Origin of the sequence: Streptomyces sp. NPDC057854 (assembly GCF_042797055.1) — a bacterium.
Taxonomy (GTDB): domain Bacteria; phylum Actinomycetota; class Actinomycetes; order Streptomycetales; family Streptomycetaceae; genus Streptomyces.
On sequence record NZ_JBHVMF010000017.1, the window covers coordinates 142,433 to 156,204 of the forward strand.

Annotated in this window: 16 protein-coding genes; 4 read left to right on the top strand and 12 right to left on the bottom strand. The window is 73.5% G+C overall.

Annotated features, from left to right (window positions below; translation table 11 throughout):
- Positions 1 to 5: 5 nt before the first annotated feature.
- Together ACFVQZ_RS24265 and ACFVQZ_RS24270 are read right to left on the bottom strand one after the other, a co-directional pair.
- A complete protein-coding gene (locus ACFVQZ_RS24265) occupies positions 6 to 515 on the bottom strand; it encodes a hypothetical protein (protein ID WP_383625943.1) in 510 nt (169 codons plus the stop codon).
- Positions 516 to 526: 11 nt separating this feature from the next.
- Positions 527 to 1,603, bottom strand: a complete 1,077-nt coding sequence (locus ACFVQZ_RS24270) for a MerR family transcriptional regulator (protein WP_383625946.1) — start codon at positions 1,601 to 1,603, stop codon at positions 527 to 529.
- A gap of 166 nt (positions 1,604 to 1,769) precedes the next feature.
- On the opposite strand from ACFVQZ_RS24270, the gene ACFVQZ_RS24275 reads away from it, so the two are divergent.
- From ACFVQZ_RS24275 to ACFVQZ_RS24285, 3 genes are all read left to right on the top strand, one after another.
- Entirely contained in the window at positions 1,770 to 2,258 is a 489-nt protein-coding gene (locus tag ACFVQZ_RS24275; protein WP_030495914.1) for a carboxymuconolactone decarboxylase family protein, read from the top strand.
- 98 nt (positions 2,259 to 2,356) lie between these two features.
- Entirely contained in the window at positions 2,357 to 2,587 is a 231-nt protein-coding gene (locus ACFVQZ_RS24280; protein WP_383625949.1) for a DUF4287 domain-containing protein, read from the top strand.
- A gap of 128 nt (positions 2,588 to 2,715) precedes the next feature.
- Positions 2,716 to 3,105, top strand: coding sequence for a VOC family protein (locus tag ACFVQZ_RS24285; RefSeq protein ID WP_383625952.1), 390 nt, complete (start codon positions 2,716 to 2,718; stop codon positions 3,103 to 3,105).
- A gap of 57 nt (positions 3,106 to 3,162) precedes the next feature.
- On the opposite strand, the gene ACFVQZ_RS24290 is transcribed toward ACFVQZ_RS24285, so the two are convergent.
- From ACFVQZ_RS24290 to ACFVQZ_RS24325, 8 genes are all read right to left on the bottom strand, one after another.
- A complete protein-coding gene (locus ACFVQZ_RS24290) occupies positions 3,163 to 3,498 on the bottom strand; it encodes a YnfA family protein (RefSeq protein ID WP_383625955.1) in 336 nt (111 codons plus the stop codon).
- A gap of 36 nt (positions 3,499 to 3,534) precedes the next feature.
- Entirely contained in the window at positions 3,535 to 5,514 is a 1,980-nt protein-coding gene (locus tag ACFVQZ_RS24295; RefSeq protein ID WP_383625958.1) for an acetyl/propionyl/methylcrotonyl-CoA carboxylase subunit alpha, read from the bottom strand.
- A 7-nt stretch (positions 5,515 to 5,521) separates the two neighbouring features.
- Entirely contained in the window at positions 5,522 to 7,126 is a 1,605-nt protein-coding gene (locus tag ACFVQZ_RS24300; protein ID WP_030495909.1) for a carboxyl transferase domain-containing protein, read from the bottom strand.
- A gap of 10 nt (positions 7,127 to 7,136) precedes the next feature.
- Positions 7,137 to 8,390, bottom strand: coding sequence for an MFS transporter (locus ACFVQZ_RS24305; RefSeq protein WP_321193003.1), 1,254 nt, complete (start codon positions 8,388 to 8,390; stop codon positions 7,137 to 7,139).
- Positions 8,383 to 9,597 (bottom strand): aminotransferase class I/II-fold pyridoxal phosphate-dependent enzyme, encoded by a 1,215-nt coding sequence (locus ACFVQZ_RS24310; RefSeq protein WP_383625963.1) that lies wholly within the window; start codon positions 9,595 to 9,597, stop codon positions 8,383 to 8,385. The genes ACFVQZ_RS24305 and ACFVQZ_RS24310 overlap by 8 nt, the downstream gene beginning before the upstream one ends.
- Before the next feature lie 107 nt (positions 9,598 to 9,704).
- A complete protein-coding gene (locus tag ACFVQZ_RS24315) occupies positions 9,705 to 10,697 on the bottom strand; it encodes a 3-hydroxybutyryl-CoA dehydrogenase (RefSeq protein WP_383626026.1) in 993 nt (330 codons plus the stop codon).
- A gap of 192 nt (positions 10,698 to 10,889) precedes the next feature.
- Complete coding sequence (locus tag ACFVQZ_RS24320; protein ID WP_321193002.1) at positions 10,890 to 11,672, bottom strand: helix-turn-helix transcriptional regulator; 783 nt, start codon at positions 11,670 to 11,672, stop codon at positions 10,890 to 10,892.
- 258 nt (positions 11,673 to 11,930) lie between these two features.
- Entirely contained in the window at positions 11,931 to 12,269 is a 339-nt protein-coding gene (locus ACFVQZ_RS24325) for a MerR family transcriptional regulator (RefSeq protein WP_030495904.1), read from the bottom strand.
- A gap of 286 nt (positions 12,270 to 12,555) precedes the next feature.
- Here ACFVQZ_RS24325 and ACFVQZ_RS24330 point away from each other — a divergent pair, with 286 nt between their 5' ends.
- Positions 12,556 to 12,915: a hypothetical protein gene (locus tag ACFVQZ_RS24330; protein ID WP_030495903.1), complete on the top strand. Its 360-nt coding sequence runs from the start codon at positions 12,556 to 12,558 to the stop codon at positions 12,913 to 12,915.
- 89 nt (positions 12,916 to 13,004) lie between these two features.
- Here the strand turns inward: ACFVQZ_RS24330 and ACFVQZ_RS24335 are convergent, their stop codons facing one another.
- A complete protein-coding gene (locus ACFVQZ_RS24335) occupies positions 13,005 to 13,262 on the bottom strand; it encodes an SCO5918 family protein (protein WP_030495902.1) in 258 nt (85 codons plus the stop codon).
- Positions 13,263 to 13,362: 100 nt separating this feature from the next.
- The gene (locus ACFVQZ_RS24340; RefSeq protein ID WP_383626029.1) at positions 13,363 to 13,572 is read right to left on the bottom strand and encodes a hypothetical protein; all 210 of its coding nucleotides are present in this window, start codon (positions 13,570 to 13,572) and stop codon (positions 13,363 to 13,365) included.
- Positions 13,573 to 13,772: the final 200 nt, after the last annotated feature.

Sequence of the window (13,772 nt, forward strand, 5' to 3'; positions counted from 1 at the left end):
CGGCGCTACCGCCCGGCACCGGGCGCCGAGGCCCGGCGCGCGGTGTCGCGCCGGGCGACCGCCTCCGCCACCTCGTCGAGGGCGGTACGGATCAGCGCGCCGTACCCGCCGGGGAGCGCGGGGGCGTGCTCGCGGGCCGCGGCGAGATGCCCGGCGGCCGTCTCGAACGAGCCGAGGCGGCGGTAGGCGTCGGCGAGGTTGAGGTGGAGCGACGGGTAGAGCCCGGCGACGCCCAGCCCCGCGTGGTGCTCCTGGAGACGCTGCTCGGTGAGCGCGTCGGCGGCGTCCAGGGCGCGGACGTCCCAGGCCAGGGCCTGCGCGGGGTCGTCGTACAGGTCCGCCAGGTGGTGGGCGAGGGTGCACCGGTGCAGCGGGTCGCCGGTGACGCCGATCCCGGACCACAGCTCCAGCAGCCGCGCGCGGGCACCGGCGGCGTCACCGCCCTGCCCGTCGGCGACGGCCCGGCCGATGGCCTCCATGGTGCTGTCGGGAGGGGGCGTGCTGCTTCCACTCATCGTCGCTTCCTTCAACTTTCTCGGTCGTGTACGGGCATGGCCAGGGTGGTGAGGTCGCCGCGGTCGGCGGAGCGGACGGTGACGGGCCGGTCCGGCCCGCGCAGGTCCAGCATCACGTCGGGCCCGAGGGCGGTGCTGACGGCCGGGTGGAGGGTGGTCAGCGCGAAGCGGATCCGCAGCTCCCGCCCGGTCGTGACGGCGTCCAGCGACACCCCCGACACGTCCAGGACACCGGGGGACACCCGCAGCGTGACGCACGGCTCCGGCTGCTCCTCCAGGGCCCGCAGCAGCCGGCCCTTGGCGACCGTCACCCGGGTCGTGGCCCCGGGCAGCGACGCGAGCATCAGCCGGTGGTCGGGGAAGTCGTCCGCCAGCAGCGGGCAGTGCCGGTCCTCCCGCTCCGGCATCCGCAGCCACAGCCCGTACGGCGTCGCCTCGACGCGTACGAGAGGACTGCGGCGGACGTCCGGGACGGCGGCCCGCAGCGCGTCGCCGTCGACGGTGGCGGCCCAGGTGCCCGCGCCCGCCTCCACCGGGACCAGGGTCCGGGTCGCGAGGCGGTACCGGTCCGTCGCGGTCAGCGACACCGCCCCCGGCGCCGCCTCGACGCGCAGCCCGCCGAGCACCGGCAGCCCCGGCTCCCGCACGGTCGCGGTCAGCACCTGCTCGACGGCGTCCGCCAGCACCGGCCCCCGCAGCGCGGCGACCGGCAGCCGCCCCGCGTCCCCGGGCGCGCACGCCGGCGCGAGGCCCGCGGTGAGGTTCGCCGTGAGGACCGCGGCCTTCCGCCGCACGTCCGCGGCCTCCCCGACGACCCGCGCGACGTGCGCGTCGATCATCCGGGCCGCCTCCCCGGGCGATCCGTCGAGCACCGCCCGGACGTCCGCGAGGGGCATCCCGATCTCCCGCAGCCGCCGCAGCACACCGGCCCGCTCCTCCTGCCCGGCGGCGTAGGAGCGGTACCCGGTGACCGGGTCGACCTCGGCGGGAGGCAGCAGCCCGGAATCGGCGTAGAAACGCAAGGCGCTCGCGGTCAGCCCGGTACGCCGGGCGAAGACCCCGATCGGCATCAGCTCGGAAGGGGACACGGCGCCATGGTCGACCTTCGACCCACTCGAAGGTCAAGCAGAAAAAACGCTTCCCCGGTCACATCTCCCCGCCCCGCTCCGTCATGACAACGAACGACGCACGACGAACGACCCACGGGACGAAGGCGCCGACGGAGCGCCCCGGACGAAGAAGGAAGCGACCGCCATGACGAAGACCCCGATCTCCCGCATGTCCGACCCGACCGCGCTCGTGCCCGAGCTGAACGACGTCAGCGCCGCCCTCTTCCGCGCCACCGGCAACCGCTCGGTGCCGCGCGGCACGATCAACCTCGTGCACCTGCGTGCCGGCCAGATCGTCGGCAACACCTACCTGACGACCCTGAACACCGGCTTCCTGCGCAAGGCCGGCGAGACCGAGGAGCGCATCACCGCCGTCTCCTCCTGGCAGGACGCCCTCTGCTTCACCGCCGCCGAACGCGCCGCCCTCGCCCTCGTGGAGGCCACCCTCCAGCCCGCCCCGCCCGGCCGCGAGCGCGTCACCGACGACCTGTACGCGGAGGCGGCGCGGCACTACGACGAGAAGGCGCTGGCGACCCTGACCGTCGCGATCGGCCAGATCAACTTCTTCATCGCCCTGGCGGTCATCGGCAAGCCCCAGCCGGTCACCACCCTCGCCGACCAGCAGTGGTCCTGACACCCCGCCATGTGACCCACCCCACACCCCGGCGCCGATGACTCCCCGCCCCACGGCCGGTCATAAGAAGCGACGCCAACGACCTAAGAGAGGCCACCATGACCGACGCCGTGAAGGGTCCCGCCAGCTACTTCCCGTTCATCGAGAAGAAGTACGGCCGCCCGATCGCCGAATGGAAGCACCTCATCCGCACCTCCCCGCTGACCCGGCACATGGACCTGGTGTCCTGGCTGAAGTCCGAACACGCCCTCGGCCACGGTCACGCCAACGCCCTCGTCGCCCACACCCTTGCGGAGACCAAGACCCCGACCAAGTCCAAGACCACGTGACCGGCCTTCCCCGCACAACCCCGTTGCCCCATAGGCCCGGACAAGACTAAGGTCCACGGCGGCATCGCGTGTCGGTCACCGGCCGGGTGAGGCATGGAGGTGCCGGGACATGCCGTCGGAGGCATTCCTTGTCAGTCGAGCTCAATCACACGATCGTCCACGCCCGGGACAACCGGGAGTCCGCGGAGTTCTTCGCGGAGCTGCTCAGCCTCGAGATCACCGCCGAATGGGGCCCGTTCATCGCGGTCGCCCTCGGCAACGGCGTCACGCTGGACTTCGCCACCGTCCCCGCGGACAGCATCACCCCCCAGCACTACGCGTTCCTGGTCTCCGAGGAGGAGTTCGACGCCGCGTACGCGCGGATCAGGGGGCGCGGCATCGAGCACTACGCCGACCCGCACCGCAAGCAGCCGGGCACCGTCAACCACAACGACGGCGGCCGTGGCGTGTACTTCATGGATCCGGCGGGCCACGCCATGGAACTCCTCACCGTGCCGTACGGCGGCTGGCCGTCGTAGCCGGTGCGGGCCGGGGGCCGGGCGGGTCCGTCCGGCCCCCGGCCGGCCCGGCGCTCCTCAGTGGCCGCGCGGGGCGTACATGATGACGGCCATGCCGGCGAGGCAGACCAGGGCGCCGATGACGTCGTAGCGGTCGGGGCGGTAGCCGTCGGCGACCATGCCCCAGGCGATCGACCCGGCCACGAACACCCCGCCGTACGCAGCGAGGATGCGCCCGAAGTCGTCGTCGTGCTGCCAGGTCGCCACCACGCCGTACAGGCCGAGGGCGATGACCCCGGCGCCGATCCAGACCCACCCCTTGTGCTCGCGGATGCCCTGCCACACGAGCCAGGCCCCGCCGATCTCGAAGAGGGCGGCGACGGCGAACAGGGCGACGGAACGAGCGACGGTCATACCGCCGGACCCTACCGGCGGCCCGCCCCGCGCCCGTCAGGAGTCGGGCTCCGGGTCCGGGGTCACGACGGCGAGGATCTGGTCGGCCGAGACCGTGCCGTTCAGGGTGCACCGGACGTCCTCGACGACTCCGGAGAGGGGCGCGAGGACGCGGTTCTCCATCTTCATGGCCTCGACGACCATGAGCACCGCCCCCTTCTCGACCCGGTCGCCCACCGCGCAGGAGAGGGCGACGACCGTGCCGGGCATGGGGGAGCGCACGGTGTTGTCGGCGGCGTCCGTGTCGTTCTCGGTGTGCGTCCGGGTGGCCAGGGCCGTCCGGTGGCCGTCGAGGACCAGGTCGAAGCCGTCGGCGGTGCGGCGGCCGGCCCAGTCGCGGTCGGCCACTCTGCCGCGGAAGAGTCCGTCGCGGTGGGAGACGGTGACGCGGAACGCGCGGTCGTGGACCAGGACCTGCACCGCGCCGTCGCGGACGCCCGTCAGCCGCGCCTCCAGTTCCCGGCCGCCGTCGCGCAGCACGAGGCGGCCGAGGGGCGCGTCGGGGTCCAGGGACGGGCGGTCGAGGGGCCCGACGGTGCCGGTCCACGGCGAGGCGGCCGGGTCGCCGGGCGGCGGGACCTCCATGGCCGCCGCGCAGGCGGCGGCCTCGGCGGACAGGGCGCGGGGCGGGTTCTCGGCGACGAAGGCGTCGACGAGGTGGGTGTCGAGGCGTCCCGCGACGACCCGCGGGTCGCGGAGCAGGTCCGCGACGAAGCCGAGGTTGGTGGTCAGGCCGACGACCGCGGTGGTGCGTGCCGCGCCGGCCAGCCGCCGCAGCGCGGACGCCCGGTCCGGGCCGCGGGCGATCAGCTTGGCGATCATGGGGTCGTAGAACGCGGGGACGTCGCCGTACGTGTCGAAGGCGGCCTCCACGCGGACGTCGGGCACGCCGGCGGGCCACGCGACGACGTCGGCCCGGCCGGGCGCGGGCCGGAACCCGGCGTCCGGGTCCTCGGCGTAGACGCGGCACTCGACGGCGTGCCCGACGGCGGTGATCTCGTGCTGGGCGAGCGGGAGGCGTTCCCCGGCCGCCACGCGCAGCTGCCATTCCACGAGGTCGACGCCGGTGATCTCCTCGGTGACCGGGTGCTCGACCTGGAGGCGCGTGTTGGCCTCCAGGAAGAAGAAGCGGCCGTCGGTGTCGAGGATGAACTCGAAGGTCCCGGCGTTGACGTAGCCCAGGGCCTCGGCGCCCCGGACCGCCGCGTCGAGCAGCGCCGCCCGGACCGCGGGGTCCAGGCCGACGGCGGGGGCCTCCTCGACGATCTTCTGGTGGCGGCGCTGGAGCGAGCACTCGCGCTCGAAGAGGTGGACCACCGAGCCGTGGACGTCGCCGAAGACCTGGACCTCGATGTGCCGGGGGCGGGACACGTAGCGCTCGGCGAGGAGCCGCCCGTCGCCGAAGTTGGCCCGGCCCAGGCGTACGGCCTCGGCGACGGCGTCCGGCATGCCGGCCTCGGCCTCGACGACCCGCATGCCCTTGCCGCCGCCGCCGGCGACGGGCTTGAGGATCACGGGGTAGCCGATGCGCCGGGCGTCGGCGACCAGCCGCTCGACGGACTCGGTGGCCTCCTCGGAGCCGGGGAGGACGGGGACGCCCGCCTCGGCCATGAGGGCCCTGGCGGTCGCCTTGTCGCCCATGGCGGCGATCATCGCGGCGTCCGGGCCGACGAAGACCAGGCCGGCGTCGGCGACCGCCTGCGCGAACCGTGGGTTCTCGGAGAGGAAGCCGTAGCCGGGGTGGACGGCGTCGCAGCCGGTCCGGAGCGCCGCGCCGACGACCGCCTCGATGTGCAGGTAGCTGTCGGCGGCGGCCTCCGGGCCGAGGCGCACGGACTCGACGGCGCCCTCCAGGTGGGGCGCGGACCGGTCGGCGTCGGAGTACACGGTGACGTACTCGACGCCGAGGCGGCGGCAGGTGCGGGCGATGCGGCGGGCGATCTCGCCGCGGTTCGCGATCAAAAGGCGCTTGAGCATGTCGTCGTCACATCCTGAACACGCCGAAGCGCGTCTCCTGCTGGGGGGCGTCCGCGGCGGTCGCCAGACAGAGCGTCAGCCATTCACGGGTGTCGGTCGGGTCCACCACGGCGTCCACCCACAGCCGGGCGGCGTAGTACAGCGGATGGGACTGCCGTTCGTACGTCTCGATGATGGGGCGCCGGATCGACTCCTCCTCCTCGGCGGAGAGGGTCTTTCCCTCCTTGGCGAGCTGGTCGCCGCGGATCAGCGCCATCACGGTCGCGGTCTGCTCCGCGCCGACGGCGGTGGACTTGGCGTTCGGCCACATGGCCATCATCCGGGGGCCCATGGACCGGCCGCACATCGCGAAGTTGCCCGCCCCGAAGCTGCCGCCGACCACCAGGCTGAACTTCGGCACCTGGGCGCACGAGACGGCGTTGACGAGCTTCGCGCCGTGCTTGGCGATGCCGTCGGCCTCGTACTCGGCGCCGACCATGAAGCCGTTGATGTTGTGCAGGAACAGCAGCGGGATGCCGCGCTGGGCGCACAGCTCGATGAAGTTCGCGCCCTTCTGCGCGCTCTCCGGGAACAGCACCCCGTCGTTGATCACCACCCCGACCGGGTAGCCGCCGATGTGGCCGGTGCCGCAGACCAGGGTGGGGCCGTAGCGGGCCCGGTACTCGGTGAACTCGCTGCCGTCGAGGAGCCGCGCGAGGATCTCGCGGGCCGGGATGTGCTCGCGCAGGTCGGCGCTGAGGATCCCGGGCAGCTCGGCCGGGTCGTACAGCGGCGGCCGGGGGGCCCGCGGCGGCGCCGACACCGTGCCGGGGCCGGTGCGCCGCACGATGTCCCGGACCAGCTCCAGGGCGTGGTCGTCGTTCTCGGCCAGGTGGTCGGCGACGCCGGTCACCCGGGTGTGCAGGTCCGCACCGCCCAGGGTCTCCGCGTCGACGACCTCGCCGGTGGCCGCGCGGACCAGCTGCGGGCCGCCGAGGAAGATCGTGCCGTTGCCGCGGACGATGACCGCCTCGTCGCACATCGCGGGGATGTACGCGCCTCCGGCGGTGCACGAGCCCATGACGGCCGCGATCTGGGGCAGTCCGAGCGCCGACAGCTCGGCGATGTTCCGGAAGATGCGCCCCAGGTGGTACTCGTCGGGGAACAGGTCCTCCTGCAGCGGCAGGTAGATGCCGCCGGAGTCCACCAGGTAGACGCAGGGCAGGCCGTTCTCACGGGCGATCTTCTGGGCGCGCAGGTGCTTCTGCACCGTGAGCGGGAAGTACGTGCCGCCCTTCACGGTCGCGTCGTTGGCGAAGACCATCACCGGCCGGCCGCCGACCACGCCGATCCCGGTGACCAGCGCGGCCGACGGGACGGGTTCGCCGTAGACGTCGTGCCCGGCCAGCTGCCCGACCTCCAGGAACGGGGTGCCGGGGTCGAGCAGCTGGAAGACCCGCGTGCGGGCGGTGAGTTTGCCGCGTTCGGCGTGGCGGCGGTGCGCGCGGGCGTCCCCGCCGGCGACGGCGGCGGCCCGCGCGTCGGCGATGATCCGCCGCTTGCTCTCGAACGCCTCGGCGTTGCGGTGGAACACCTCGGACGAGGTGTCGATGTGGGAGCGAAGTATCGTCATGGTTCTCTGGTCAGGTCGCGCCGCGGTCGGGGACGGCCGCCGTGCGCGGCGCGGAGGCGTCACGGCGTACGAGGACGTAGGCGAGGGCGCTGAGCGCCGTGGCGACGCCCGCCCAGACGAGGTTGGCGTGCAGCAGGGCCGCGAAGGTCGCCACGACGCCGGCGATCGACTGGGCCAGGAACCCGCACAGCGCGACGGCGTAGGCGCCGTGGTCCTTCACGGCGCTCACCGCGACGGCCATGCTGCTCGGGAACAGCGCCGCCTGCCCGAAGGTGACGGCGCAGTACAGCACCGTGAACACCACGAGCGCGGCGCGCAGCGGCACGGACGGCAGCAGCCACAGGCCGACCGTGAGCACGCCGGCACCGGTCATGATCAGGGCGCCGGTCCGCATGAGCCGGCCCGAACCGGCCGTGGCGACGCGCCGGTTCACCATGACCGCGCCCGCGAAGTACGCCAGCCCGAACAGCAGCCCCATCGACCCGTACGCGTCCGCGCCCAGGCCGAACTGGTCCTGGAAGACGTACGGCGCGACCTCCTGGAGGAGGACGATCGTGGCGAAGCCGAGCCCGCCGGCGACGGTGGGCAGCAGGAACGCCGGAACGGTCAGGATGCCCAGGTAGATCCGCAGCATGTTCGCCTGCTCGGCGCGCCCCCGGCCGGGGTCCAGCGGCAGCGTCGCCGCCCCGAGGGCGCCGACGGCCCCGACCGCGGCCAGCACGGCGAAACCCGCCTTCCAGTGCGCGTACGTGCCGATGAGGCCGCCGAGGAACTGGCCGCCGCCGAGGGCGGTGACGAAGGCGATCGACAGCACCGACAGCCGCCGGGCGAGCGCGTCGCCGCCGCCGAGGTCGCGGACGAAGATGCGGGCGATGATGGCGGCGCCGCCGGCGCCGACGCCCTGCACGCAGCGCAGGACCAGCAGGGCCTCGGCGGAGGAGTTCACGGCCAGCAGGGCGCTGGAGCCGACGAACAGCGCGAGCGACGCGAGCAGCGAGGCGCGGCGCCCGTACCGGTCCGCCGCCCGCCCCCACAGGACCACGGGCGCCGCGGCGCCGATGACGAAGAGGGACACCGACAGCGCGGCGGTGCTGCGGGAGACGCCCAGGTCGTGCTGGACGGCGGGGAGGGACGGCAGGTAGATGGTGGTGGCCATCTGCGCCATGAACACCAGCAGACAGCCGACGGCCATCGTGCGGCGCTCCAGCCGGGCGGCGGGCGCGCCGGCCGGCGGCGGGGTGCCGGGGGAGCGGTCCTCAGGCATGCCGGTCCCGCAGTTCCTTCAGCTGCCGGCAGAAGTCCTCGATCTCGGCGGTGGTCATGTTCGCGCGGAGCATCAGCCGCAGGCCGGCCTTCCCGCGGGCGATGACGGGGAAGAAGATCGGGGAGGCGTAGTAGCCGCGCTCCAGCAGCGCCTGGGCGAGGCGGACGGTCGCGTCCTCGGAGCCGATGTCCACGAAGCGGATCGGCAGTCCGTCACCGCTGAGCCCGGTCGGGAGCAGGCTGTCGAAGAGGTCGACGTTCGCCTGGAGCCGGCGCTGGAGTGCCGGGAGCTCGTCCGAGCGGTGCAGTTCGACCGAGGCCAGGACGGCGCCGAGGCCGGCGGTGTTGATGCGCTGCGACCACATCAGCGGGCCGCCGTTGCGCAGGGCGGTGTCGCGCCGGTCGCGCGACCCCTTGCGGCCGAGGAAGATCGCGCCGCCCGAGGCGCCGAAGCCCTTGTTGAGGGAGGTGATGATCAGCGTCCGGTCGCCGATCCGGCCGCCCATGGCCTCCAGGACGGCGCCCCGGCCGCGTTCGCCGACGGTGGAGATGCCGTGCGCCTCGTCGAAGAACAGGAACAGGCCGTACTTCTCCTGGAGCCGCAGCAGTTCGCCGATCGGCGCCTTCCCGCCGGTGCTGTAGACGCCGTCGGCGACGTACGCGACCTGCGGGTGCTTCCTGCAGAGGTCTTCCAGGGCCTCGACGTCGTTGTGCCGGATCGTGGTGAGGGGGGCCTCGTCGGCGACGTTCGCCTTCATCGCGTTGAGGCAGAAGTGCGCGTTCTTGTCGAAGACCATCAGCGGCGGCTCGCCGCCGGTGAGGAGGCCGGAGGCGAGCAGGGGCAGGCTCGCCCAGGCCGCCGCGGCGCAGGAGGCCACGGTGACGGCCTCCACGTCGAACAGCTCCGACAGGGCGTCCTCGGCGTCCCGCAGCGCGGCGAAACGTATCCGCATGCGGGAGGTCGAGGTGTTCAGCGCGCCTTCCGCCAGCACGGCGTCGACGGCGCCCTGGACGATCTTCGGATGGGTGTCCAGGCCGAGGTACGAGTACGAGGACATGTTGACGAACTCGTGCCCGTCGGCGAGCGACCGGTGGCGCCCCCCGCCCAGGCCGGCCGCGACGATGTCGAACATGCCGGCCTCGGTGGTGGTCTCCCAGAAGTCGTGGCTGATGCGCGCCGACTTCTTGATGTTCATATACGCGTGCATGCGTATGCTCCTGAAATCCGTGAACGGGACTGCGAGCGGACTGAGGGCTTTTCGGCGAGCGAGGCGGCGTACTCCTCCGGGAGCCGGACCGCTTTCCTTCGTCCGGGCTACGCGTACGCGTAGAACCCGCGGCCCGACTTCCTGCCGAGGAGGCCGGACTGCACCATGCGCGTCAGCAGCGACGGCGGAGCGTAAAGAGGCTCCTTGAACTCCGCGTACAGGGAATCGGCCGCCGCCGCGACGACGTCGAGACCGATGAGGTCGCACAGCCGCAGCGGGCCCATGGGGTGGGCGCAGCCGCGTTCCATGCCGCGGTCGACGTGCTCGGCCGACGCGTACCCCGACTCGACCATGCGGACGGCCGCCAGCAGGTACGGGACGAGCAGCGCGTTGACCACGAAACCGGCGCGGTCCCCGGCGGGGATCGGGTCCTTGCCGAGCGTCCCGGCGACGAAGGCCTCCGCGCGCCGGAGCACGTCCGGGTCGGTGAGCAGCGTGGGGACGAGCTCCACCAGGGGCAGCGTGACGACCGGGTTGAAGAAGTGGATGCCGATCAGCCGGCCCGGGTGCGCCGTGGCGCGGGCCAGCCGGGTGATGCTGATCGCCGAGGTCGTCGAGGCCAGGACCGCGTCCTCGGCGACGACCTTGTCGAGCGTGGCGAACAGGTCGAGCTTCAGTTGCTCGTCCTCCGGGACGGCCTCGATCACGAGCTCGCGGTCGCTCAGGTCCGCGAGGTCGGCGGTGACGGAGACCCTGGCCAGCGCCGCGTCCCGGTCCGCCGCGGAGAGCCGGCCCTTGGCCACGCCCCGGTCCAGGGACGCGGCGAGCCGGCGCGGCGCGGAGACCAGCGAGGACTCCCGGGACACCGCGAGCCGGACGTCGAGGCCGCGCAGGGCGCACAGTTCGACGATGCCGCCGCCCATCGTGCCCGAGCCGACCACGCCGACGCGCCGGACGGGGCGGGCGGCGGGGTCCGGCCGTCCGGCGGCCTCGCGGGCGGCGTCCGCGTCCCCGGCCGGGAGGGCGCCGCCCGCGGGGCCGCCGGTCGGGGCGCCCCAGCCGCCGCCTCCCAGGAATGTCTTCTCGTTGTCCGTGAACACCCGCAACGCCGATCTCCGGATTCTCTCTCGACGGGACGGTCGGAAAGCGCCCCGGAGATTCGAGAAAACCCGCCGGAAGTTCGGGGTGTCAACGCTTCCCCACCGGCAAAGATCTGCCGGTGGGAAAGGGCCCGACCGGCAGATCTTTGCCGCTCGCCGCCTCTTGATCGGCGGGGTTCCGGTGGTGTGTGATCAGTCGTCGGCGGGCGACGGCGGAACCGCCCCGAGAACGACGAATCGCAGTCCCGGATGCCCTGCCGGCAGCAGCACCTGGGTCTGCACGTCGACGGTGCCGGACGAGACGTGCGGAAGGCGCAGCCGGAAGCGGTGCCCGTCCCGGTTGCCGACGATGCACGTCCGCTCCTCCCACAGGCGCCGGCAGACGGGGTCCTGCAGGACCTCCCGCAGCAGCGCCGAGAGCCCCGGCTCGCCGGGCCGCTCGGCCATGGCGAAACGGATCATGGCGAGGTAGACGTACGCGTGCCGGGGCCAGTCCACCATCTGCTCCCGGGCCTCCTGGGTGGTCAGCCCCCACCGGATGAGGTTGGCGTCCGGGGCGAGGACCCAGGGGAACCACTCGGCCATGGCCCGGTTGTACGTGACGATGTCCCAGCGGGTGTCCGTCACATAGGCGGGGCGCGGCAGCTGCCGGTCGACCTGCTGCTGGAGCGCGGGCAGCACGGTCGGGTCGCCGGCGTCCGGCCGGGGCGCGTACGGGGTCCCCCCGAAGACGTGGAAGTGCAGCGCGGCGCGCTCGTCCGCGTCGAGGCCGAGGACGTCCGCCAGCCGGGCGAGCACACGGGGGTCGAGGCGCGGGATCGCGCCGCGCTCCAGGTCCCGGTACCACCGCTCGCTCATGCCGATCTCGCCGGCCACCTCGGTCTGCGGCAGCGGCCCTCCGAGCCCTCGCCGCTCCCCGGCCCGCCCCCGCCAGCTCCGCAGCAGCACCGCCAGCCCGACGACCTCTCCCGTCACCGCCCCACCGGCCCTCTGACCAGCACTGATCCCGGTACCGCGTCCCTGTCCAGCCATCCCACACTTCCCCCGTGCAGCCGATCGAAGCAGCGATGCTACTGGAGGGTAGGACTCCGCTCGCCGTGCCGGCCCGGTGACCGGCGGCCGGGGTCCGGAAGCCCACGGCGTCGGCCCGGCCGCGGGCCGGTCAGGACGGGGCGGGCTCTGTCAGGTCGGAGGGAGGGACGTGCGCGGCGAGGGCGGCCGGGCGGGTGCGGCTCACGCCTGGTCCGAGGGCGTACGGGACTCGGCGGCGCGGCGGTACTCCGCGTTGATGCGCTGCGCCTCCTCCAGCTGGTCCTCGAGGATGATGATCCGGCAGGCGGCCTCGATCGGCGTTCCCTGGTCGACGAGTTCGCGGGCTCGGGCGGCGATGCGGAGCTGGTAGCGGGAGTAGCGGCGGTGGCCGCCCGCGGAGCGCAGCGGAGTGATCAGGCGGGCTTCGCCGAGGGCGCGGAGGAAGCCCTGGGTGGCGCCGATCATCTCGGCGGCCCTGCCCATGGTGTAGGCAGGGTAGTCGTCGTCGTCGAGACGGTCGTACGAGTCGTCTGCTGTCATGAGCACCTCTCCGTGACGTGCATAGAGGGGCCCTGGTGCCAGTCGGGGCATCAGGGCCTGAGGGAACTACTACACCACCTGCGGGCCCTGAGGGAGCGCCGGCGTCCGGTGTCCGCCCGCCCGGCCCGGCCGCTGCCGGGCGCGCCGGGATCGCGGTCGCCGAGGCTCGTCGCCGCACCTCGGTCGCCGAACCGCCGTCGCCGACTGGGGTGATCGACCCGCCGTCCGTCCCGCCCGCGAGGGAGGACTGGGGCAGGAGGCGGGGCGACCCGTAGGATCGGTTTCCATGTCGAAGACTGACGAGCTGCTCGTTGACATCGCCCGGCTGGTGGAGTCCGGGCGCAGCAACCAGATGTCCCTGACCGTCGTCGCCGGCGGCGCGGTCATCACAGGCCGGCTGGCGCCCGAGGCGGTGTGGCGGCAGCGGGTGTCGGAGGTCCTGGCGGACTCCGACCACCTGGCCGACTTCTCCGCGGTCTTCGCCGCCGCGCCGAAGGGCGAGTCGTCGCCCACCCACCTGCACTTCCACCTGGCGCGGATCCTCCAGGGCACGGTGGGCATCCCGGAGACGGGCGGCATGTACCGCGTCTCGATCGCGGACGTCAGCGCCTGGACGATGGGCGACGTCAGCTACTCCGACCACTGAGCCCGGCGCGGCGGAGGACCCGTCCGTGAACGGGGAAGGGCCCGACCGGCTGGTGCCGGTCGGGCCCTCCCGCGTTCACGGACCCCGGTTCACACCCGCCCGCGCTGCGCGGCGGGACCCCTGCCGCAGGTGAAGCCGAGCTTGGTCATGGCGAGGACGACCTCACGGGCGGTGAAGTCGCGGCGGTCCTGACGGGTGACGACCTGGCCGACCTGTTTGACGGGGTAGGTACGGCGGCCGATGACCACGGACTCGCCGGTGACCTCCTCGGGCTCGACGCCCCTCATGGCCTCCAGGACGCCGGCCTGGTCGAGTTCGAAGGGGAAGCGGGCGATGACACAGCGCACGAGACCTCACAGGGGAGAGGGAAGGAGTGGGGGCGGCCCGCCGCGGGGCGGGGCGCGGAAGTCGGGACCGTCGGGACCGCCGCGCGACTCGGGACCGGTTTCAGGCGGCCCGGGGACGGGGCGCCGGTACCGGGCCGCCGTCGACGCGGAGGTCGCGCAGCCGGAGCCGGTCGGTGTAGGCGGCGCCGGCGCGGGCGGTGGTGAGCTGGGCCCGGGTGACCAGGCCGGTGCGCTGATCGTCGTGGTCGCAGACGATCAGATGGCCGGTACGGGCTCCGGCCATGACGGCCAGGGCCACTTCCACGGTCATGTCGTCGCAGACCTGCGGTCCGTTCGGGTCCGGGGAACCGGCGGTCAGCGCCGGGCCGGCCGGAGGGAACGGGGCGGCGGCAGGTGTCACAGCGGGCCTCCTGAGGTGGTGGATCGGCGTCCGGACCGTACGGGGCTCAGGCGACGGTCCCGCCGGAACACCGCGCGCCGCCGCGCATTCTTTTCTCTGCACTCTTCGGA